15 protein-coding genes are annotated in these 22,875 nt (G+C 60.6%); 7 read left to right on the forward strand and 8 right to left on the reverse strand.

Features of this window, described 5'->3' with window-relative positions; genetic code table 11:
* Positions 1–9: 9 nt before the first annotated feature.
* Entirely contained in the window at positions 10–2,226 is a 2,217-nt protein-coding gene (locus B2Y33_RS14885; RefSeq protein WP_206406094.1) for a DNA internalization-related competence protein ComEC/Rec2, read from the reverse strand.
* A 142-nt stretch (positions 2,227–2,368) separates the two neighbouring features.
* Here B2Y33_RS14885 and B2Y33_RS14890 point away from each other — a divergent pair, with 142 nt between their 5' ends.
* Positions 2,369–3,001: a DUF2062 domain-containing protein gene (locus B2Y33_RS14890; protein WP_115933573.1), complete on the forward strand. Its 633-nt coding sequence runs from the start codon at positions 2,369–2,371 to the stop codon at positions 2,999–3,001.
* On the opposite strand, the gene B2Y33_RS14895 is transcribed toward B2Y33_RS14890, so the two are convergent.
* The 3 genes from B2Y33_RS14895 to B2Y33_RS14905 all read right to left on the reverse strand — a co-directional run bounded on the left by B2Y33_RS14895 (position 2,885) and on the right by B2Y33_RS14905 (position 5,362).
* A complete protein-coding gene (locus B2Y33_RS14895; protein ID WP_023533108.1) occupies positions 2,885–3,664 on the reverse strand; it encodes an ABC transporter permease in 780 nt (259 codons plus the stop codon). The two genes, B2Y33_RS14890 and B2Y33_RS14895, sit on opposite strands and share 117 nt — an antisense overlap.
* Positions 3,661–4,593, reverse strand: coding sequence for an ABC transporter ATP-binding protein (locus B2Y33_RS14900; RefSeq protein ID WP_027914346.1), 933 nt, complete (start codon positions 4,591–4,593; stop codon positions 3,661–3,663). Before B2Y33_RS14900 ends, B2Y33_RS14895 begins: the two co-directional genes overlap by 4 nt.
* A 145-nt stretch (positions 4,594–4,738) precedes the next feature.
* Positions 4,739–5,362 (reverse strand): glutathione S-transferase, encoded by a 624-nt coding sequence (locus tag B2Y33_RS14905; RefSeq protein WP_181074060.1) that lies wholly within the window; start codon positions 5,360–5,362, stop codon positions 4,739–4,741.
* Between the two features lie 199 nt (positions 5,363–5,561).
* On the opposite strand from B2Y33_RS14905, the gene B2Y33_RS14910 reads away from it, so the two are divergent.
* The 6 genes from B2Y33_RS14910 to B2Y33_RS14935 all read left to right on the forward strand — a co-directional run bounded on the left by B2Y33_RS14910 (position 5,562) and on the right by B2Y33_RS14935 (position 13,888).
* Positions 5,562–8,009, forward strand: coding sequence for an acyl-CoA dehydrogenase (locus B2Y33_RS14910; RefSeq protein WP_206406093.1), 2,448 nt, complete (start codon positions 5,562–5,564; stop codon positions 8,007–8,009).
* Between the two features lie 66 nt (positions 8,010–8,075).
* Entirely contained in the window at positions 8,076–8,486 is a 411-nt protein-coding gene (locus B2Y33_RS14915; RefSeq protein ID WP_027914343.1) for a PA2817 family protein, read from the forward strand.
* A 366-nt stretch (positions 8,487–8,852) separates the two neighbouring features.
* Positions 8,853–9,395 carry a fimbrial protein gene (locus tag B2Y33_RS14920; RefSeq protein WP_027914342.1) on the forward strand — a complete coding sequence of 181 codons (543 nt, stop codon included), beginning with the start codon at positions 8,853–8,855 and terminating at the stop codon, positions 9,393–9,395.
* 91 nt (positions 9,396–9,486) lie between these two features.
* Positions 9,487–10,242, forward strand: a complete 756-nt coding sequence (locus B2Y33_RS14925; protein ID WP_027914341.1) for a fimbrial biogenesis chaperone — start codon at positions 9,487–9,489, stop codon at positions 10,240–10,242.
* A gap of 27 nt (positions 10,243–10,269) precedes the next feature.
* Complete coding sequence (locus tag B2Y33_RS14930) at positions 10,270–12,753, forward strand: fimbria/pilus outer membrane usher protein (RefSeq protein WP_206406092.1); 2,484 nt, start codon at positions 10,270–10,272, stop codon at positions 12,751–12,753.
* Between the two features lie 55 nt (positions 12,754–12,808).
* Positions 12,809–13,888 carry a fimbrial protein gene (locus B2Y33_RS14935; protein ID WP_201871053.1) on the forward strand — a complete coding sequence of 360 codons (1,080 nt, stop codon included), beginning with the start codon at positions 12,809–12,811 and terminating at the stop codon, positions 13,886–13,888.
* Between the two features lie 36 nt (positions 13,889–13,924).
* On the opposite strand, the gene B2Y33_RS14940 is transcribed toward B2Y33_RS14935, so the two are convergent.
* The 4 genes from B2Y33_RS14940 to B2Y33_RS14955 are packed head-to-tail and all read right to left on the reverse strand — an operon-like array spanning position 13,925 to position 22,727.
* Entirely contained in the window at positions 13,925–17,785 is a 3,861-nt protein-coding gene (locus B2Y33_RS14940; protein ID WP_206406090.1) for an RHS repeat domain-containing protein, read from the reverse strand.
* Positions 17,786–17,824: 39 nt separating this feature from the next.
* Positions 17,825–18,343: a hypothetical protein gene (locus B2Y33_RS14945; RefSeq protein WP_125922635.1), complete on the reverse strand. Its 519-nt coding sequence runs from the start codon at positions 18,341–18,343 to the stop codon at positions 17,825–17,827.
* A 16-nt stretch (positions 18,344–18,359) separates the two neighbouring features.
* On the reverse strand, positions 18,360–21,248 hold the full coding sequence (locus B2Y33_RS14950) for a hypothetical protein (RefSeq protein ID WP_125922636.1): 2,889 nt from the start codon (positions 21,246–21,248) through the stop codon (positions 18,360–18,362).
* A gap of 3 nt (positions 21,249–21,251) precedes the next feature.
* A complete protein-coding gene (locus tag B2Y33_RS14955) occupies positions 21,252–22,727 on the reverse strand; it encodes a hypothetical protein (RefSeq protein WP_206406089.1) in 1,476 nt (491 codons plus the stop codon).
* Between the last annotated feature and the right edge of the window lie 148 nt (positions 22,728–22,875).

Consider the following 22,875-nt stretch of genomic DNA (forward strand, 5'->3'; position numbering starts at 1 on the left):
TCATCAGCATTAACCACCCCTGGCGTCACGCCAGAACCGGCGCTGGCTGCGCATACCCTCGACCTTTCCTTGCACACCCAGCACCAGATGCAACTCCCCCTCCACCGCCGTGTCGTGAAGGGTCATGCCATGCCTGCGATAGCGTTCGACCACCTGTGCATGGGGATGCCCGAAGCTGTTGTTGCGCCCGCGGGATATCAGTACCCCACGCGGGGCTGCAGCGCGGATGAAGGCTTCGCTCGACGAACTGCGGCTGCCGTGGTGAGGCGACTGCAGCCAGTCGATGCGTGGTGAGTCCATGGCAGCCAGCCACGCACGTTCGGCCCCCGCCTCCATGTCCCCGGCCAGCAGCAAACGCTCGCCCGACGCCTCGACCAGCAACACGCAGGAGCGGTCATTGCTGGTGCGCGCATCCGCCCAGCGCCACAGGGAAAAGCGCACGCCGTCCCACTCCCACTGCTCGCCACTGACGCAAGGCTGTAACTGAACCGCTTCCAGCGGCTCACCGCCAATCGCCCGCCTGATCGGCAGCCCGCGCCCGATTGCACCTGCACCGCCGGCGTGATCGGCATGGGCGTGACTGACCACCAGCAGATCCAGGCGGTCGACCCCCAACTTGCGCAAGGTGGGCAACACGACCCGTTCACCCAGATCGCTTTCACCCCTGGCTGGACCTGCGTCATACAGCAGACTGTGCTGCCGGGTACGCAGCAACACCGCCAAGCCTTGGCCCACGTCCAGCTGCCACACCTCGACTTGGCCATCCGGGACAGGCTCGCGAGGTGCCCAGAGCGCCACGAGCATCACCGCACCCAACCCACGCAGCGGCACACCCCGTGGCAGCAACAGCAGCAGTGCACCCAGGCAGACCAGCAGCCAGGCCCACAACGGCAATGCGGGAGGCACCCATGCCGGGCGCTGCTGGGCGACCAGCGCCAAGGCGCGAAACAAGATATCCAGCAGGCCGCCTGCCAGCCACAGCAAGGCCTCACCTGCGCTTCCCAAGGGCAGCAACAAGGTGCCCAATAGCGCCAGCGGCAATACCGCCAAGCTCACCCACGGCACCGCCACCAGGTTGGCCAGCGGGGCACTCAGGCTCACCGGCAAGCCCACCGCCAGCAGCACTGGGAGCAGCCCGACGGCGATGACCCACTGCGCTCGCGTCCACGCCTGCCAGGGTTGCCAAGCCCCTAGCCGGGCACTGAAGGTGTAGATGAGCGTGGCCACGGCGCCGAATGACAACCAGAAACCTGGAAGCAGCGCTGCCAATGGCTCGAACAGCAGTACGGCAACCAGCGCAAGTAACAAGGGGTGAAACGCACCCAGATGACGAAAGCGCAGCCGCCACAGCAGCACCACGGCCAGCATCAGACAGGCGCGCTGTACTGGCACCCCTGCCCCAGCCAGCCAGCCGTAGGCCAGCGCCGCACTCATGGCCAGCGCACAGGCCCAAGGCAGCCACGGCACCCGGGCCGGCCACAGCCCCCAGCGGGCCAACCACGCGACCACGGCGTAGAGCAGACCCGCCACCAGACCGATGTGCTGGCCCGAAATCACCAGCAGGTGCACGGTGCCGGTTGCCTGTAGCGCCTGCCAGTCCTCGCGTGCCAGGCCTGCCCCATCGCCAAGCACCAGCGCCACCAGCGCGGCTTGCCGACCATTGGCCTCGACCGCCAGTAGCCGCTCGCGCAGCGCATCGCGCCAGCTGGCTGGCGCGGGCGTCAGTAACTGCCCGGCTTTGACCGTTCCGCTGGCGCCGACCCGACGTGCCAGCAACTGCGCCTCCCGGTCAGGCCCGTAGGGGTTCAAAAGCCCGCCCGGCCGCTGCAGGGTCACGGCCAGGCGCCACTGCTCGCCGGCACGCAGCGGGGGCCCGTCAAACCAGCTCAATTGCAGGCGTTGCGGCAATTCGGCACGCCGGGAATGCGCCCCCTCAAGGTCGAAGCGAACGCCTTGCGCGGTGCGCGCCGGCAGGCCGACCACGCGCCCTTCCAGCCATAACGTGCGATCCTCGAGCCCTGGCGCCAGACGATCATCCATGGCCTGCTTGGCAGACCAGCAAGCCCAGCAAAAGCCCAGCAGGAACACGCCCAGTAACCACCCGCGGGTGAACAGACTGACGACAGCGCCCGCCGCAAGCAATAACAGCCATCCGACCGATGGCAGTTGAGGCACCAGGCCGAGGCTGAGCAGACCAAGTGCAAGCGCCAACATCCCTGTGCGCATGAGGTAGAGCTCCAGAAGCTGAATCAACCTCTGAGGCATAGCCCACTTGTCGGCAATGCTTGCTCAACAATTGTCACAAACTCTGAACGAGGCCGACCGGGAATCAGGGCATACTGCCTCGGTCAACGCTCCGGGAGCCCCCATGCCGCGCCGACTATTCAAACGCTACATGCCGGACCCGAGCAGTATTCGGGAACACAAGTCCTTACGCTTTTTCGGCACGTTGCTGCATGACCCGAACCTGTGGCACCTGAACCGTCATTCGGTAGCACGAGCCATGGGCGTCGGCCTGTTCGCCGCCTTGATCCCGATGCCTGCGCAAATGCTGCTGGCCGCTGCGTTGGCCATTCCGTTGCGGGGTAACCTGCCGATCGCCGTCAGCCTGGTGTGGCTGACTAACCCGCTGACCATGCCACCGGTGTTTTTCGTGACCTACATGGTCGGTGCCTGGCTGATGCAGGTACCGCCACGCGCGCTGCCCGACACATTGACCTTCCAGTGGATCACCGACCAACTGTCGACGGTCTGGCAACCCTTCCTGCTCGGTTCAATCGTCTGCGCCGTGCTGCTGGGTATGCTCGGCTATTTCAGCACCCTGCTGTACTGGCGCTGGTGGGTGGGCCGGCAATGGCGTCGTCGCCAATGCCGGTGCAACGTTTCAGGCACGCATGCCCCGGCCACTGACCAGCAGCCGCACGCACAGCAGGTAGAGCACGGCAGTGGCCACCAGCATGAAGGTGATCGCCGTGCCAATGCTGATGTCCGACACCCCTAGAATGCCGTAGCGGAACGAATTGACCATGTGCAGCACAGGGTTGGCCAACGAGACGGTCTGCCAGAACGGTGGCAGCAGGGTGATCGAATAGAACACGCCGCCCAGGTAGGTCAGCGGGGTCAGCACGAACGTCGGGATGATCGAGATGTCGTCGAAATTGCGAGCAAACACCGCGTTGACGAAGCCTAGCAACGAGAAGATGGTCGCCGTCAACAGCACCACAACCACGGTCACCCCCAGGTGATGCACCTGCAGGTCGGTGAAGAACATCGACAGGATGGTCACGATCACACCTACCGCCAAGCCACGCAGTACTCCACCCAGTACGTAGCCCACCAGGATGGTGTGTGGCGACACCGGCGAAACCATCAACTCCTCGATCGAGCGCTGGAACTTGCTACCGAAGAAGCTCGAGACCACGTTGCCGTAGGAGTTGGTGATCACCGACATCATGATCAGCCCCGGTACGATGTACTGCATGTAGGTGAACCCACCCATGTCGCCGATCTGCCGACCAATCAGGTTTCCGAAGATGACGAAGTACAGGACCATGGTGATCGCCGGGGGCAGCAAGGTCTGCGGCCAGATGCGCAGGAAGCGCCGTACCTCGCGATAGACGATGGTGTTCAGGGCGACCCAGTTGGTGCGCAGCTCCACACTCATACGGCCACCTTCGACAGGTTCTTTTCCACCAGTGACACGAACAGCTCCTCAAGTCGATTGGTCTTGTTTCGCAGGCTCAATACCTCGATGTTCAGCAGCGCCAACTGGCTGAACAGCGCGGTAATGCCGATGTCCTTGTCCACCTGTACTTCCAGCGTATGAGGCGTCAGCAATCGGCAAGGATACCCTTGCAGGGCCGGGGCACTGGCCAGGTCCTGCTTGAGGTCGAGCACGAAGGTTTCAACGTGCAGCTTGCCCAGCAGGTTGCGCATGCTGGTGTTCTCGACGATGGTGCCGTGGTCGATGATGCCGATGTTGCGGCACAGCTGTTCGGCCTCTTCCAGGTAATGGGTGGTGAGGATGATGGTGATGCCCTTCTCGTTGAGTTCGGTGAGAAAGCTCCACATCGAACGGCGCAGTTCAATGTCCACCCCGGCAGTGGGTTCGTCGAGAATCAGCAAGCGCGGTTCGTGGATCAGCGCGCGGGCAATCATCAAGCGGCGTTTCATGCCGCCAGAAAGCGAACGCGACGGTACATCGCGCTTGTCCCAAAGGCCCAGCTGGGTCAGGTATTGCTCGGCCCGCTCCTTGGCGATTTTTGGCGCAATGCCATAGTAGCCGGCCTGGGTCACGACAATGTCGAAACACTTCTCGAACTGGTTGAAGTTGAATTCCTGCGGCACGACGCCCAGGCAGCGCTTGAGCGCAGACGGCGCACGGTCCAGGTCGTGACCGAACACGTTGACTGTGCCGCTGGTCTTGTTCACCAGGGTAGAAAGGATGCCGATGGTGGTGGACTTGCCGGCGCCGTTGGGGCCAAGCAAGGCGAAGAAGTCGCCTTCGGCAACATCGAGGTCGATGCCATTGAGGGCTTGAAAGCCGTTGCCGTAGGTCTTGGTCAGCTGTCGGATGGACAGGGCAGAACTCATAGCGGGTCACTTACCGAAGAATAGGGTTCAGGACACGCCAGACAGGTTCACTGGCGCAGTGAGTGCGGCCAATGGTGCAAGGCTCGGCCGCACAAGTACAGTCACGTGTATCGATAGTGACTATCGAAACGGCTGCGGTGTTCGATCAGGTCAGCGCAGTCATCACGCCAGCCTGATAGGCCGGGCGGCTCTTGAGGCGTTCGTACCACGCTTTGAGGTGGTACATGTCCGGACGCTCGATGGGCATCTCGAACCAGGCGTAGGCGAAGCACCCCAGTGGGATATCACCCATGCCAATGTGTTCTCCCGACAGATACGGCTGTGTGGCCAGGACCTGATCGGCCATGGACAGCAACTGTGCGCACTGCTTGTGCGCCGCATTGATCGCCACCCAGTCCCGCTGATCTTCAGGGGTGCGCAGCATGCCCCAGAATAGCGGACGGAAAGGGGTCGCCAGGGAAGAGGTGGTCCAGTCCATCCACTTATCGGCCAGGGCGCGCTGGCGCGGATCGTCCAGGTACCAGCCCTGCGCCTGACCATATTCGGCGCACAAGTACCGGACGATGGCGTTGGATTCCCACAGGGTCAGGTCGCCATCTTCCAGCATAGGCACCAGGCCATTTGGGTTGCGTGCGCGGTAGTACGGCTCATCTACCACGCCGAAAGCGCCTCCAGCGTCGATCGACTCGAAATCCAGATCCAGCTCATGGGCAATCCACAATGCCTTGCGCACATTGCTCGAGTTCTTGCGGCCCCAGATCTTCAGCATGACGACGTCCTCAGGAATGCTCAGGTCATGCAGTCTACTCCAGACATTAGCCGGCTGTACGCGCGAAGATACCGGCAAGAACGAGCATGAACTGAAACTCACGCTGCCACACCCTGTCACTGTTCTGACAGTGCCGTTCATAGCGTGGTGTCTAAGCTCTGTGGGATGGCCAAGCCCCTGGTTCCAAGGAGGAGTGATTATGTTGCTGTTGTGGCTGCTAGTGCTGGTGATCGGCACTCTTTACCTCATGCACCGGCGCCTGCCGCCCTTGCAGATACTTGGCATCGTTGCCGTCTACACGCTGCTGATGGGCATCTTCAGCAAAGCCCCCGGCTGGCTGTTGGTTGTGGTGTGGCTGGTGATCGCGCTCAACGCCGCGCTCGTGTTACTGCCCGAGTGGCGCCGCAAGATATTCACGGGCCCGGTGTTCAAATGGTTCAAGCGCACATTGCCCCCCATGTCGCAGACCGAGCGCGAGGCGATCGATGCCGGCACCGTGTGGTGGGACGGCGAGCTGTTCAGTGGCCGCCCCGACTGGCGTACCCTGCTCGCCTACCCTGCGCCAATGCTCACCGAAGAGGAGCAGGCCTTCCTCGATGGCCCGACCGAGGCACTCTGCGCGATGGTCAGCGACTGGCAGATCGGCCAGGACATGGACCTGCCACCGCAGGCCTGGCAGCACATCAAGGATCACGGGTTCTTCGCCCTCATCATCCCCAAGGCGTACGGGGGAAAGGGCTTTTCCGCCTACGCCCACTCCCAGGTGGCGATGAAACTCGCCACGCGCAGCGGTGACCTGGCCTCCACGGTCATGGTCCCCAATTCCCTGGGCCCTGCCGAGTTGCTGCTGCATTACGGCACCGACGAACAGCGCGATCACTACCTGCCGCGCCTGGCTCGCGGTGAGGACATCCCCTGCTTTGCCCTCACAGGTCCCCACGCTGGCTCCGACGCCGGGGCAATGCCCGACACTGGCGTGATCTGCAAAGGCCAGTGGAAGGGGGAAGACGTCATAGGCCTGCGCCTGAACTGGGAGAAGCGTTACATCACCCTCGGGCCGGTCGCCACCCTGCTGGGCCTTGCCTTCAAGGCTTACGACCCGGACCACTTGCTCGGCGAGACAGAAGAACTTGGCATCAGCCTGGCGCTGATTCCCACCGACACACCCGGCGTTGAGATCGGCAAACGCCACCTGCCGTTGGGCGCGGCTTTCATGAATGGCCCCAACAGTGGCAAGGACGTGTTCATCCCCCTGGACTACCTGATTGGCGGCAAGGACATGCTCGGCAAAGGCTGGATGATGCTGATGAACTGCCTGTCGGTAGGCCGCTCCATCTCGCTGCCGGCAGTTGGCACGGGCGCTGCCAAGTACACCAGCCTGGTCACAGGCCAATACGCGAACATCCGCGAGCAGTTCAACGTGCCCCTGGCGGCCTTCGAGGGTATCCAGGAATCGTTGGCACGCATCGGCGGCAACGCCTGGTTGATGGACAGCGCCCGCTTGCTCACGGCCAAGGCCGTGGATTTGGGTGAGAAACCGTCGGTGCTGTCGGCGATTCTCAAGTACCACCTGACCGAGCGCGGCCGTGAGTGCATTCAGCACGCGATGGACGTGCACGGCGGCAAGGGCATCATCATGGGCCCCAACAACTACCTGGGCCGCAACTGGCAGGGCGCGCCCATATTCATTACCGTCGAGGGGGCCAACATCCTCTCGCGCAACCTGATGATCTTTGGCCAAGGCGCCATACGCTGCCATCCGTTCGTACTCAAGGAAATGGCCCTGGCCGCGCGCCAGGACCAGGAACAGGCGCTGGTGGAGTTCGATGATTTGCTGGCCAAGCACATTGGTTTTGCGACGGGCAATGCGGCCAGCACCCTGATCTACGGACTGGGCCTGGGCCGCTTCGAGCAGGTGCCCGGCGATGCCCTGAGCCAAGGCTACTTCCGCGCCCTCAACCGCCAGGCGGCGGCATTTGCCCTGTTGGCCGACCTCTCCATGATGCTGCTCGGTGGTGCACTTAAGCGCCGCGAGCGACTGAGCGCGCGGCTGGGTGATGTACTGAGCTATCTGTATCTGGCCAGCGCAGCGCTCAAACGCTACCACGATCAGGGCTCGGCCGAGCACCTGCGGCCGCTGTTGCGCTGGGCCTTGGAAGAGAGTCTGGGGCAAGCCGAACGCGCCCTGGATCGGCTGCTCGATAACTTCCCCAATCGCTTCGTGGGCTGTGCACTGCGCGTACTGGTGTTCCCTTTCGGTCGGCGCCATACCGGCCCCAGTGACGAACTCGATGCCCAAGTGGCTCAGCTGATCGGCCGTAGAAAGGGTGATCCGGCCCTGGAAGAACTGCTTGCCGGCTGCTACCGCCCACAGGGCGAGAACGACCCCGTTGCCGCCCTCCAGCAGGCCAGCGATCTGCTCGACAGCACGGCACCGCTGAGCAAGGCCTTGCACCAGGCGCTCAAGCAAGGCGATGTCCGCCCTGCGCCTGGCCAGTCGACCATCGATGCAGCGGTCGAGGCTGGCGTCTTGCAACCGGACGAGGGGCAACGCCTGCACGCGGCTGAACAGGCGCGGCGCAAGGTCATCGATGTGGATGCCTTTGACAAGGTGCAGTTGACACCCGAACCCGGGAAAGTGCGCTGAGTCTTTCCGAACGACAAGGGAGGCGTATACTCCGCCCCCCTTTCAGCCATACCGAGGACCCCTGCCATGGCCAACCCACACCTGGAATACCACCTGCAATTGCTGCAGCACCTGCGCACCATCCTCGTGGCGCTGGGCGAAGCGGAGCAGGTGCCGGAAGAAAGCCATACCCTGTTCCTCGAGCGCTTTGACGAACTGCTGACCGTGTTGCCACAAGACCCACTGCAAAGCCAGTACCTGGGCCAGGACTTGATCTGCCAAGTGATTCAGCGTTACCCGCAAATCGCACATTTGGTGCCCCGCGATCTGCTATGGTTCTTTGCCGGTGATTGCCTGCACTTCATGCCTGATGAAGAGCTGGATATGTATCAACAGCTCGAGGAGCTTCGCTTCGCAGCGCAGGAAAGCGGTCAACCCTTTGACTGGCATCAGCACAAGCAGCTGCTGAGCCAACAACGCCAAGGCAGTAGCCACTGATTCACCCAGGTATCCCACGCCGGACGTGGGATACCTCGTCCTCCCATGGAACGTGTTCTTATTAATACGTTGCCTTCAGCTGATGCCGTATTCACGCTTTCTTACTCTTTGTAGAGAATAGGCCTATTGCGCCACACCGCTCAATTATTAACTCGAAAAAAATTCCCCCGCCCCTCAGAAAAATCAACACACAACTAATACATAGTCTTATAGTTAAAAAATATAACAAACATCGAACTCATATTATCCTTGCAACTAAAAAAGTGACTTCTATAAAATTCGCGCCGAAGTTAAAAAACACCAATACCACTGGCGTTCAATTAACCTTTCAGTCATTTAATATTAGTCACTCGAACAAGGATCCTTATGAAAACGTCTCTCCTGGCCGCATCGCTCGGCTTCCTCATGACGGCCATTGGCACGTCGGCAAACGCCAACACAGGCCTTGTAATGTTTGACGGCAAAATCACTGCCGACACTTGCCCGATCATCATTTCGCCACCTTCCGGCGCCATCGGCAGCTCCGTGGAGATGGGTGAGCTGCCAGCCAGCGCCTTCAAGGCCAGTGGTGAAGAGTACAACCAACGCACCTTCGCACTGGTAGTGGAAGAGGGCGCGGTGTGTGGTTTCAGCAGCAACAAAGCCACCGTCACCTTCGAGGGCACTGCCGATGTCAGTGGCAACTATTTCGCGGTCACCCCTACTTCCGATGGTGCCAAGAACGTAGCCATCGCGCTGCGTGACCGCACTGGCAGTTCGGTCGCCCCAGGTAGCGCATCGGCCGAGTACGACCTGAATGATACGGGCCAGTCTCGCATGGTGTTCCACGCGACCTACCGCGCAACCAGCGTACCTGTGTTGCCAGGCGCAGCGTCGGCCAGCATTCACTTCACCGTCGACATCATCTGACCTGCCGAGCCCGGCTAGAGGCCGGGCTCACACCCTGTACCCCCATCGCGTCCAGGTGCCGTTGCGCACCTGGTCTAGAGGACGACTTTCAATGCCAGGTTTTTCAGTACGGGCGGCTTCGCTGCGCGCGATATTCAGCACCTGCGCAGCGGCATTGCTGCTTATCCTGCCCGTTGGCAGCAGTCAGGCTGCGCTCACATTGAGCAACACGCGGATCGTTTACCCAAGCGACAGCCGCAGCACATCCGTCGTGGTGCGTAACCCCAGTAAACAGACGTATGCAGCGCAAGTCTGGATCAATACCCAGGCTGACGACAGTGTCACCGCAGTGCCGCTGATGCCTTCACCGCAGTTGTTTCGCCTCGATCCTGGTCAGGAGCAACTGTTGCAGATCAGCGCCTTGCCCAACGATCTGGCCGATGACAGAGAAAGCCTGTTTTTCCTGAACCTCCAGGAAATCCCGCAAGCCGTGCCAGGCCAGTACAACACCCTGAACATCGCGCTGCGTACACGTCTGAAGCTGTTTTACCGGCCCCACCAGCTCAAGGGCAGCCCTGCCACCCAGGCAAACCACTTGCAGTTTTCACTGCATTCGGCCAACGGCCAGACGCAACTGAGGGCACACAACCCCACCCCGTTCCACGTCACCTTCAGTCAGCTGGAGGTGGTCGGTGCGCAGCGTTCCGGCAAGTTGGAAAACCTTCCGATGCTGCCACCGTTTGGCGATCACTACTTGCCGCTGGACGGAGTTCGGCCTGGTCCTGACCTGCAGGCCAGGTTCAGCATCATCAATGACTTCGGTGGCTACACCAAGCCTTTCACCCTGCCTATCGCCAATCGCCCCTAGCTTGCCGTCATAGGCGAGGAACTTTCCATGCCATTAATCACGCCCGGACGCCCGTGCGGCGCCTGCTTGTGCCTGCTAATCGGCATCAGCCCCTGGCTGCCAGTCGCCCATGCCAGCTCCCACAGCCAACCTGCAATGCAGTTCGATGCGCATTTCTTGCGCCAGGCCGGTACCCAGCCTGACAGCGTGTCGAGTATCGCACTGGACGCCCTTGCCGACTCGACCTCGCTGCCGCCTGGCCGCTACCGGGTCGATGTCGTGCTCAACCTGGAGTTCGTGGGCAACCATGAATTGACGTTCATCCTGCAAGACGAGCGCCTGGACGCCTGCTTGCCCGGGCCCTTGCTCGTCGGCATGGGAGTGCGGCTCGAAAGCCTGCAGGATCCTACACTGGCCACGGCGACCTGCCTGGATTTGCCTGCCGTCATTCCAGGCGCCACATCGACGTTCGATGCCGCAACGCTACGCCTGACGTTGTCGGTGCCACAGATCGCCATGCGCCGTGATCTGGCCAGCCAGGTGGAGACTGCGCAGTGGGACCATGGCATCAACGCAGCCTTCATCAATTACCAAGCCTCCACCTACCAAGGCCACAACCGCTATTCGGGGCGTTATTCGAGCGCTGACCTGAACATCAACAGCGGTGTCAACCTTGGCGCCTGGCGGCTGCGCAGCAGCCAGGCATGGCGCGAAAACGGTACGGGTGCAACACGCTGGAGCCGGTCCCAAACCTACGCACAACGAGGTATCGCAGGGCTGCGCGGCAATCTCACGATCGGCGAAACGTTTCTCGACAGCGATGTCTTTCGCGGTATTCCTCTGCTTGGCGTCCAAGTTGCCTCGGACACGAGCATGCTGCCCGAGACGCTGCAGCAGTACGCCCCGATCATCCGTGGCGTGGCGCAAACCCGGGCCAAGCTCGAGGTGTGGCAGAACGGGTATCCGATCTACACCACTTACGTGAGCCCTGGGCCCTATGCCATCGACGACTTGAGCCCAGGCGGCAGCGGTGAGCTGGATATTGTCCTGACCGAGGACGATGGCCGCGTACAACGCTATACCCAGCCCTATGCCACGCTCAGCAACCTGTTGCGTGAAGGCGTGTGGCGCTACAGCATTGCCGTGGGTCGCTACAACCCAGCCGCTAGCTTCGACCGCCCGACCGTATGGCAATCCACCGCCGCAGTGGGCATGCCGTGGAACACCACGCTCTACGGTGGGCTGATGGCCAGCCACTACTACCACGCCGCCAATATCGGCCTGGGCAAGGATTTAGGCGATTGGGGCGCGCTTGGCTTGGACATCACCCAGGCCAACAGCGAAGCGGCCTCTGGCAACCAACAAGGCCAAAGCCACGCGATCAGGTATGGCAAGACCTTTGCCAGCCAGACCACCCTGCGCTTTGCCGGCTATCGTTACTCGACCCGCGGATACCGCGACTTCGACGAAGCCGTGCGTGAACATAGCGGACAAGACAGCTTCATGGGAGCCCGTCGAAGCCGCCTGGAAGCGGCCGTTCACCAGCCTGTGGGGCAGCGCAGCGGCCTGAGCATGACCTATTCGCAGCAAGACTACTGGCAACGCTCGACCACCCAGCGTCAGTATCAGGTCAATTTCACAACCCACCATGGCGGGGTCAACTACAGCCTGTTTGCCTCCCAGTCATTGAACGACGACTTCCCGTCCCAACGCCTGTTCGGCCTGACGCTGAGTATGCCGCTGGACATCGGTCACAGCGCCACGGCGTCCTTCGATGCGCTGAGCAACAACCAGGGCCACAGTCAGCGTGCCACGCTCAACGGTTCCAGCACACAGTACCCCATCAGCTACAGCGCCAGCCTCAGTCAGAACGAAAGCAAGCAGAAGGCCGCAGCATTGAGCATCGCGCACCAAGGCCGCAGTGGCTCGCTGGGCGCAGGTTTCACCGAAGCCGGTGATTACCGCAGCCTTTCCCTCAATGCCAGTGGTGCGTTGTTGTTCCATGAGGATGGCTTGGCCGTTGGCCCGTACCTTGGGGATACGGCGGCCCTGATCGAGGTCCCCGACATTGCGGATGTGGGTGTGCGCAATGCCACCGGAGCGCTGACCAATGCCAAGGGCTTTGCCTTGGTACCGCACCTGCAACCCTACCGCAACAATAGTCTGGTGCTGCAGACCGACCGCCTCGGCCCGGAGGTGGAAATCGACAACGGTTCGGCACGCGTGGTGCCAAGCCGAGGCGCCGTGGTCAAGCACCGCTTCGAGGCCCGCCGCGTGACCCGCTTGGTGCTGACGCTGCGTACTGCACAAGGCAGACCGTTGCCTTTCGGCGCCCAAGTAGTCGACAGCCTGGGCAAGCAGCTGGGCATCGTCGGCCAGGCGGGCCAAGTCATGCTTTCCACGCATACCCAGGCGCAGGTGTTGAGCGTGCGCTGGAACGAGCATGAGGACGGCATGTGCCAAGTCGCAGTTGACCCCAAAGACTCGCCTGCTCAGCAAGGCTATCACCTGCTATCGCTGGTCTGCGGCTAGGCCCTATGTTTGTAGCGCCCAGCCTGAGCACAGGCTGGGCTGTGAAGGAGTCCCAATGATGAAATACCTGACAGTGTGCGCTGCGTTGGTGCTAAGCATCAGCAGCCAGCCAGCAGTGGCCGCCTCCGAAGTCAAAAGCAAGGCCTGCTGGTGGTACGATAAATACCCAACAGGCCCAATGACGTTCATTCGTAAAATCGGTACCGTGCATGTGCCGCGCGATGCCCAGGTAGGTCGCCAACTGGGCGGTTTCAACGTTTATGATTTCACGAATAACGAGGCGAACAGCCTCTTGGAGTGTTTTAACCGCGGGACGCGCTGGCACTTCAAGTTTGAACCGGTACGCCCGTTGCTCCCCATCCATACCATCGATGGCAGCCCGATCTTGCAAACCAATATCCCGGGTATTGGTGCACGTATCGAGTTGGGTTGGCCATTCAGTGACCAAGGTCCGACAACATTCATACCTTACGGGCGCAACCCGCCGCTGGTGCCGTTTACTGCCTATCACGATGCCGAGAACACGTCAGCGTTTCAGCTGAGATTCATTGAAAACAACGTGACCCTGTACAAGACCGGGCCAATTCCGCCCGGCATCCACAAACTCGATACGAGCATGTTCACAGGGTACTTTGATGAACCGACCGTTGGCTTGGCGCTGACCTATTATTTGCAAGCCGAAGTGGTCAACAGCGAGTGCAGCCTGGCAGGCACAGGCGTCAGCCCTAACCCGGTCAAGCTAGGCGAGTGGGAGCGCTCGCGATTTAGCGCGCCCGGAGTCACCACGCCGGCAGAACCCTTCACCATCACGCTCAGCGGCTGTGAGGTCGACCCTGAGCACAACACCTACGCCACCATCGAGCTCACCGGCATCAATGGTTCAATTCCGATCGGCTCGCCCCTGGAAGGTATTTTTTCACTGACTACCACATCGTCGGCGCGAGGCGTAGGCATACGAATTCTCAAGCAAGATGGCACGCCCCTGGCATTGAACAAAGAGGTGCCGCTGAGACCCCTGGCCGATGGCACCACGCCGCTGCGTTTCAGTGCGCAGTTCATTCAGGTGGAAGCGGCCACCGCCGTGCGTGCGGGTGACGCCAACGGAGCACTCAACTTCACCATTCGCTACCGCTAAACTGCGCTTCGATGCCCTACCCCGCCTATGCACCTTCTACTGGCTCATACCGCTGAGTACATCTTCGGGATCGTAATGGTAGCGAGCAGCACCGGTGGGTCCATCGACACTCTGCAGGCGGTTCAACGCATCGTACGTCAGGGTACGGCCGGCTTCGTCCTGGATCAGGTTGCCATTGGCATCATAGCGCAGCTGCACCGCCGGCAGAGATGAATGCTCGATGGAGGTCAACTGCGCTGGGTCCGCGGCATTTTCGAATTTGTAGATGACCCGCGAACGGCTATTGTCGGCCGCAGTGGTCGTCAACAGGTCGATGTTGTCGATCGCATCCAAGCGGAACAGTTGAGTCTTGATTTGCTGGCCATAGGGGTCAATCGGACATTGCTCGCCCGCGCAGTTGTAGTCGGTCAGGCGTCCGCGCAAATCGTATTTGTAGGATTCTTCGCGTAGCACACCGGTTTCATCGGACAGTACCCGCAGGACGAGCTTGTCGACGTCATCATAAGCTTGGCTGAGGGTCTGAGTATGCTCGGCCACGAAGACCCACTCGCCCGTATCCTCGTCCAGCGCAAAGCGGCCGAACTCGAAGGTGCGTAGGTCTTCGCGATCATGTGGGTCATACCGCAGTTGCGTACGCAGCGCCTGATCACTGGCCATGTCCCGGGTGGTCGTGGTGTGCAGGCGACCAAACAGGTCGTAGCTGAAGTGGGCCTGAAGCAACGGCTGGTCGGTTAGTGCGGCGTACAAGGTGGTGCGTTTCAGCTGCCCCAGGGCATCGTAGTCGTTGCTTTGAACCTGGCCGAGCACATCCTGGTACTCCAGCAGACGGCTGCGATAGCTGTAGTCGTAACGCATCTCGAAAGGCGCAGCCTCGCCCTCAACCCAGCGCCTTTCCACTTTCACGTCCCCATTACTGAAATGATCCCGAGTCAAGCGCAGGTCAGGGATTTCACAGTCGATCAAGCGCGCATTTTGTGGATCGTGGGTGAAGCGGGTGGTGACGCCGCCGACCGTACGCACCGTAGGCTGCTCGCTGAGGCTGGGCTGGTACTCGTAATGGACACGCTCGCCGCTGGGCATGGTTACCCAGCACGGCTTGCGCTGGCCGGGTCCGTACTCGAAGCGCTGCAGGCGCCCCCCGGTCGTGGCGCTGATACGCCGGTTCAGGCCGTCGAAGCCTTGTTCACCCAGTAGTTGATCGCCGCCGCGGCTGCTCGATACGCTGATACGCGTGGGCAGGTCTTCGCGGCTATGGGCGGCAAAGCTTCGCCGCACTTGGGCAGCATCGGGCAGGGTGTGGATCACCAAGCGCTCGAAGGCGTCATAGGTGTATCGATTGACACGCTGAGGTTTGCCCGCCATGCCTACGCTCTCCTCGAACAGGCGCCCGAGCCCGTCGTACTGATTGCGTTGCAGGCTGATGGCGTCAGCTGGCTCCAGCTTGCCAGGCGCAAAGCGTTCTATACGCGTGGGTTTATCGAACAGGTTGAGCCACGTAACGGTGATACCGCTGGAGACGAGGTTCCCCTGCTCGTCGAGTACCTCACGCCATTGGGTGATAACAGGGCCTTTGGAAGCAGGGGTACCGACGGGGTCAGTGCGCGTGTACTCGCGCACGCCGTCTGGCCCAACCACGCAGTCCTGCTCGCCCCAGTCGTCGTACTCGAACGTGCTGGTCAGTTCCAGCTGCTGATCGCCGAGCCAGTCGATTTCGGTTTGCGTCTGCATCTGACCCAGTGCGTCGTACCCGGCGCGGTAGGTCTGGCGCAGCGTTTCGCCGAGCAGAGGGTGATCGACGTCCATGCGCTGTTCCTCGACCACCCGGTTCAGGCCGTCCAGATAGGTGATGGTCTTTACGCCCTTGACGTCAAACTGCCACTGTTCGGGCACACCGTTAGCGGAATCTCGCAAGAAATACGTATAGCGTCGAGTGGCTTCGTGGGGTTTGCCCGGCGCTACCGTCTCTTGGGTCACCCGTTGCAACGCGTCGTACTCGTAACGGATTTCGACGTCATTGTCATCGCGGTTGAGCAGCGGCTGGCCGGTGTGCAGCGAATGCTCCAGGGTGGTCTGCTTGACCTCACCGTCGTACCCGGTCAGCGTCTCAAGCGTGTGCAAGACGCTCTGCCGGGTGTAGGTGCTCAGTGGCGTAGAGTAGTCATAATGGGTGACGGTATCGAGGGTCGCTTCGGGTGGATCCTCCGGTCCTGCGGGGTACTGCACGGTTTTTTCCCTCACCCGCCCCATACAGCTGGCTGCCTGATGTTCGTACTCATAACGCGTGCACTCCAGCCAGCGCTCGCCATCGTCCACATCGACCAGCGTTTCGCTTTCGACTTCGAACCACGGCACCGTCAACCTTGGACCGGGCTGCTCGGCGTCGTCAAGCGGCGCATAGGCCACATAGCTGAAACGTTGGCTGAGCACCGGTGCCAAGCCCTGCCCGTCGCTGGCCGGATAGGTGGTCGTGCTTTTGAGGTGCCGCACAAAGCCACTGGGGTCGTGCGGATGCCCTTCTTGCTCCGCCGCCTGGAACCATTCGTTGCGCACCTCGATGCCGTTGGCTTCCTTGCGGGTCAAGACGTTGCCATGGTTATCGTAGGTACTGATAACCGATTCCGAACGCGCGGGTACTTCGCTGCCGACCACCACCCACCGGCGCGTTTCCTCGGTGGGCAACTGGAACGTGGGCGGCTGGCGGTGGAAGCCACCTGCGTTAATGGTGTATCCCGTGGCAGAGGTTTGTTGGCAATTGCCTTGCAGGGTCTTTACTTCAGTCAGCAGATGGTAACGGTTGAAGGTGCGGGTGATGCTACGAATCTCCTGGCCTTCCTGTTTCCAGACCTCCACGCTCTGATACTCGTAGGTATCGCTGTCGGCGAGTTTGTAGAGGTTATCCAAGCCATCGTCGCGCCATGGCAGCGATGTGCCGCCACCTATGAAGTTGTGCGCGCCAGGGTAGCGGTAGTCCACATCCACCAAAGGCTGCCCTGCCCCGGGTTCGATTTGATGCCGGGTGACCCGGGGAAGCGGCGAAGGCCGGCCGCTGCCAGCAGGGAATTGGTGACCGGCATCAGCGTATGAGAGCATTTCCACTGCTCCCGTTGGCGTAGTCACACGGCTCAGACAGAGGTGCCCGTGTGTACGTACGTACATCATATCCCACCGCGCCTGTTCGACCTGCTTGCCCTGCGCTTCGCCCAATACACTGATGCGCTCGACCCGTTGATCATCCTCCTTGAGCTGCATGTCGTAGGTGACCAGGGGCGCTCCGTCTGCACCGACGAACGGGTGCAGCTTCAACACGACGGCATTGGCCGTGCGAGCGGTCTGGAACAGGATACGGCGCTTGCCATCGTTCTGCTGAGTGTCGTCACTGATGGAGTCGAGTACCGGATGCTGGCTGTTGAACAGCCGATACGTGAAAGCCAGGCTCTGGCCCTGGGCCGAGAACAGCCGAGCCGGCAAGAATACCGGGGCCTGGTTACTGCCTTGGCGAGTCAGTATCTCTACCAAGCCCGAGCGGTGCTCAATCCTGAAGGCATCATCACTGTCACGATAGACCTTGAAATTGACCAGTTTCTGCTCTGCCAGCACCATCGGCTGCGCATTCCGGTCGGTGATGCGGTACGTTTCGCCTGTGCCCAAGGCCAGCACCTGGTTATCCGGTGTGTACTGGGATAACTGGAGCGTCCAGCCAGCGCCGTAGCCGGAGTCGATGATATTGAGGGGCGAGAATGACAACGTCGGTGTGAATTCCGGGCCCAGCAACGTATTGGCACAGAGGTCGGGGAGTTCGATCTTCATCGTGTATTGCCCGGTGCGCGGATCGACACCGCCCTGGATGAAGCTCATGAAGTTGAAGGCGTTGGAATGGAGTGAGTGCTTGACGGACATGGTGCCCCCCCGGCCTTGGCGGTAACAGTGGGTTGGATGCTATGGGAGATTACGAATCTTTACGCAGCTGAGTTGATGCTCCCATGGAGGAACGAAGGAAGAAATCACTTCTTTTTTAAGTAATTGGACACCCGCTACCACAATACCGCGGACCGGCGTGTCTCGCACTTCAGTCATTTTTACCCACCGGGTGGTCGTCGGATGTTTTATCGTTTCGACGTGGGCAGTCCAATTGTTTTCAAAGGGCGGAAACACAGGCTTCACAGGCACCTCTTTACAATCAACTTGATCATAGAACCGTATCTCCACCGCCGAGGCGACGTTGCTCATGGAAAAATAATCCGAGTTCCTCTTACAACCGTGATCTTCTAATGTATAGGTGTGCATCGAATAACTTGGCGCCGGTATCGGGATGGAACAGGAATTGACAGGTGCCTGGTTTTCATAACGCTCAGCAATCAGCAACCTGCCGTAGTCTTGTGCAGCTACCGCATCGGTCCCATGACTACACGCCTGGAGCAGCGATAGCACTGGCACCATCAAGTACTGGATTTTCATCGTCGACCCCTTTCATTCAAGCGTTATTATGCAAGGTCAATACGGCGCGCTGGGGCGCGTTCAGAACGTGCGGCGAAACGCTGACGTGATCAAAGTAATTACGGTGCTCAGGCTTACTGGTTGACAAGTAACTGAAGCGACGGTAGTGGCTGTTGCCATTTTCGTCACGCAGCAACACGACCAGCGATGGTGTCAACCACCGCTTTACCCAATCCAGGAGAGTGAGCCTGTAAACATCTTCCCGGCGCAAGTTCACCAGCACCAATGACCCAGAGGCATACCACCGTCGATCAACTGGCAGCGCGTCCAACTCAAGATCTTTGCGAACGGATTCCATGACAGTATCAAACTCTACAGTCTCAGGGTAAGGTTCAAGAGAGTCATGGAAAATCAGCCCTGTGTAGCTGAACATCCGGTCATGCTGGCTGGGCCCTTCCCACGTGATCATCGATATGTTCGGTGTTGTAAGCGGTGACACCTGATTTCCTTCCATACCCAGCACTTCACAGGATACGAATTTGGCGTGCGCGTAGCGGAACGTCCAGTAATCAATGGTCGTCAGGAAAAAATCGAAATCATCTTGCTCATTATCGCCGCCCCCGCCATCGACCCGTTGGCGCGTGAAACTGTAGTCGTTCTCGAGCACCTGCAACTGCGCCGCCGACACTTCGATCCTCGCGTTATGCACGGTGGTGTCGGTGGAATAATGCATCTGTTTGGAATCGGCCTGGAAACCCGCATAGAATTGCCGGGTCTGCCCAGCGCCCGCTCGGCAGTGCAAGTACAGGTAAACAATGCTTTCGCGGTTAGTGACTGCACGCCGGGGCGCGGCAGCCGCCGCGCGCCCGTTCGCCAGGTGAAAGCGATTGGGTCGGGTACTGACCGCCCAGAGTTCAGGATCGCCCAGTTCGATGCCTTCGCGTTCCAGGGCAAGCGTGCTCACGCGCTCAGGCGTGCGTTCGTGGTAAAGCCCCAGCGTTGCCAATTCGGTCACGCTCAAGGGATAGTCCTTACCATTGACCTGAGCTGTCTCGACATAGACTTCCAGTTCCAGCTGCTGGAAGCCATTGTTGAATTGGCGGCCCTGGCGGTTGCCATCCTGGCCGCTCATGACCCTGACCGTGAACTGATTCAGCTCTTTCCAACTGCCTTCCATTTCCAGGTCGCTATGCTGCACAACGCTATGGCCGCTGGCGAACACCACGCCATTACTCACCACCTCACACGTCACCACGCTGGTGCCACTGTGCTGGCCACGGCTGGAGAAGGCGCCAGTCTGGTCAACTTCGCCCTCCCCTGATAACACACGCCAGCGGCGGTCGGCGCCTGGCATGAACTGCACGGGCTCACTCAGTTGCGCAGTTTGCCCATGTTGTACATTCGCCACATGGGCTGGGTACAGGCTCAAAAGCGGCTGGCTATTGACCATCACCAATGCCGCATCGCGAGCTTGTCCGGCGTGCGCCTGCACCTGTTGTACGACCAGTGGCCGTACGCCAGGCCCGCGGTCGGGTACGAACAGCGCACGGTGCTGGTCCTGGTCGGACAACTCACCGTGAAACGGTTCGAGCAACGACCACTGCACCCCTTGTGCATCCTTCTGCCAGCCAGCCAAAGGAATCACCTCCTGTTGGTCTGGCCAGTAACTCGCAGCGTTGGGAAACGTCGCTAGCGACTCGAAACTCACTTGCAGGCGAGCGGAGGCGACGAAGACCTCGCCCGGCTTTGTGCCATCGAGCTCGGCGGTCACCACCACGGTCAGGCTCTGGTGGCCAATGTCCTGGGGGCTGGGCGCACTGTAGCGCCCCTTTGAGTCGATCTGCCCATGCCCTTGCGGCAAGTGGCTGTGCAGGCTTACTGCATGCCAACGGCTAGCGCTTACGGCCCTGCCCTGGCCGTCATGCAAGGTAAAACTCAGCGCCTCGCCCGCCTTGATAACCGCTTCGGCGGGCTCCACCGAATAGGTGGTAACCAGCGGGTCGATATTGCCCAGCACCAGCATGTCGAAGGGCTCATGGCGCTCGGCCTCCACGAAGGCATAGGTGCCAGGAAACAACAGGCTATTGAGTATTTCCAGTTGTTGACCGTCTGCATACCTGGTCAACGAACGGTCCAACAGCAAACTGGCTGAGTAGTTACCATCGGGGATCAGGTAAGGGTAACTGCTGTCGGGGTAGTAGCCGTCGGCACTGTTGGCACTCACACGAATGAACACCAGTACCGCGCCATCGCCCTGATTGACAGCCTGACTCAACTTGGCGCCCGGCGCTGCCTGGGTGCGGATGATGAAACGCCGTGGGCTCAGTGGGTGATAGCCTTGAAGATCAACAATCCCCAGATCGAACTGGGTCATGCGTGCAGGCAGGCCATGAAACCAGGTTTCAAGCGCTGTCACCAGTTGCTCGTTGAGGGTTGGCTGGTCTTGCAGCAAACTGCAGCGCAGGCTGCTGCCATGGGCGAGGTCCAGGCTAACCCGGCCATGGCGATCGACCTCGCCTGTGACCAGCATCAGGTCCAGGTCAATCTCCAGGGTATAGCCCATGGCCTCGGTCACGTTGAACGTGTTGATCAAGGCGCCATCGCTCAGTTGCACGGTGGTGCAGCGCCCTGCGATCAGGTTCATGATCAAACGCGCCCGCGAATTGCTCAAAGAAGCGTTGATGAACGACAGTCGCGGTGCACCGAACTCCAGTCCCTCCAGCTCGATGACCGCCGCACGCGCGCCGGTGAACGCCAGCTCATCGTTGAAGGGCGGCAGAAAGCTCAGTGTATCCAAGCGCTGTTGATACTGTTGCATCAGCAAGCGGTTAAGCCTGGACCGGCTATAGGCCGCCACTGCACCCCAGCCCAAGGTCGCGGAACCTTTACCCAGCCGCTCAAGCATTTGTCTTTTTGAATAGGCCATGATCTATCCTCGTGGATCTATGTCTGAGTGCGTTGTGGTTTCGGACCCGACCCATACCGCGTCCGGCCAACGCTCATCGAGCACCACAATCAGGTGCCCTTCCAAAAGACCGAAGGGGGAGTCCAGGTCGGCGAACACCAGCAGGAAACGCTCACCATCGTTCGAGCCTGGCTCATAACGGCCACGCTGCACGAAATGGCCCGGTCCGAGGGCCACGCGCCAATTCACGTCGGCCATGGGCTGCCCATTGAACATCGCAGTGAACTGCCGACGCCCGGCAGCCAGTGGCGTACACGTCAGGGTGAGGCTCGATGGTTTTTGCCGGACCAGCACATGCAGTGAGCGCTCCTGCCCGCTGGTCACGTCGCGCACTTGTACCTCGTCCAGCACATAGTGCAGGTCCGCGACCTGGGCACCGGCGATGTAGGTGCGCTTGAACGGCGCCCCTTCCACGACGTCCAAGGTACCGCTGCCTGGACGCGGGTTGATGATTTGCCACTCAAGCTGCTCGCCGGTGGTCCCGGCCGACAACTCCACCTGATCTTCCGACCAACACACCTGGATCAACGGATTGACGGTCAGTGCGTGAGGCAACACGGTGATCAAGCCAACCTGCTGTATTGCGGTGGAGGGTTGAGTGACGGTTATCCTTATCTTCACCCCATTCTCGTCAATCGCATGCCGTGGCGGCGCCGTGTAGACACCGGTGGTCGGGTCGATTCTGCCGGGCTCGCCCCGCTCGCCCGGCAAGATTGCAACGCTCCAACGCACACCGACCTGTGGGGGATAGACGCGAAACACATGGGATGCACCTGCCGCCAAGTGGACATTCTCGTCGATCAAGCGAAAAGCGTCGGCGCCTTGTGCCTTGACGAAGGCCGCCAGTCCATGGGGGTACTCGGCGTGCTCCACGAACAACGACGTGCCCCCGGGCAGCAAGGCGGTGGCCAACAACTGCTCTGGAACATAGGCCGTCAGGTTGCGTGAAAGCCCTTCGAGTATGGCCTGCTTGAGGACCAACCCGGCGGCGTGTTCGATTTGCGCCACCTCAGCTGCCGGCAAGGTGGGCATGCCCGATACTGGGGTGACTTCGCCGATAACACCCAAGGGCCAGTGGAAATAGCCCAGCAATAGCCCACCGGCGTCCTCGGCCGGGGTCGCCAGGCACAGGTCGAAGCGGTGCGACATGGTGAACGCAAAGGTTACTGCCAGCAGTTGCGGATACTGCGAGTCATGCCGGGTATAGGAGCACTTCAGCGCGAACTGCGAACGCCATGTCATCTGCACCCCGTCGTCGTCGAACAACGCGCCCAAGGGCTCGATTCCGCCCGCCGCCGGCACTTCGAATGCTTCGCAGTTGAACATGAAATCACGTGTGCGCACCTGCCTACGAGCCCCGCGCAGCACACCGGAGGTCGCCCGCATCTCAGTCAATACCTGGCCCGCGTGGGTATAGCTGAACGCGGCAGCATCGAACATCCCAGTCAAGCCATTGGCGTAGGCCGCCCGGTGCAGGACGCGCCTGGACAGCAACACGCAGGCATTGGCTGGCACATCGCCGGGCAGGTCGTCGGGCAGCAGGAACGGAAAATTCGACCGGTCGCTAGTGTAGTGGTCAACTCATCCC

The sequence above is a fragment of the Pseudomonas sp. UBA5666 genome (genome assembly GCF_002420785.1).
Taxonomy (GTDB): Bacteria; Pseudomonadota; Gammaproteobacteria; order Pseudomonadales; family Pseudomonadaceae; genus Aquipseudomonas; species Aquipseudomonas fulva.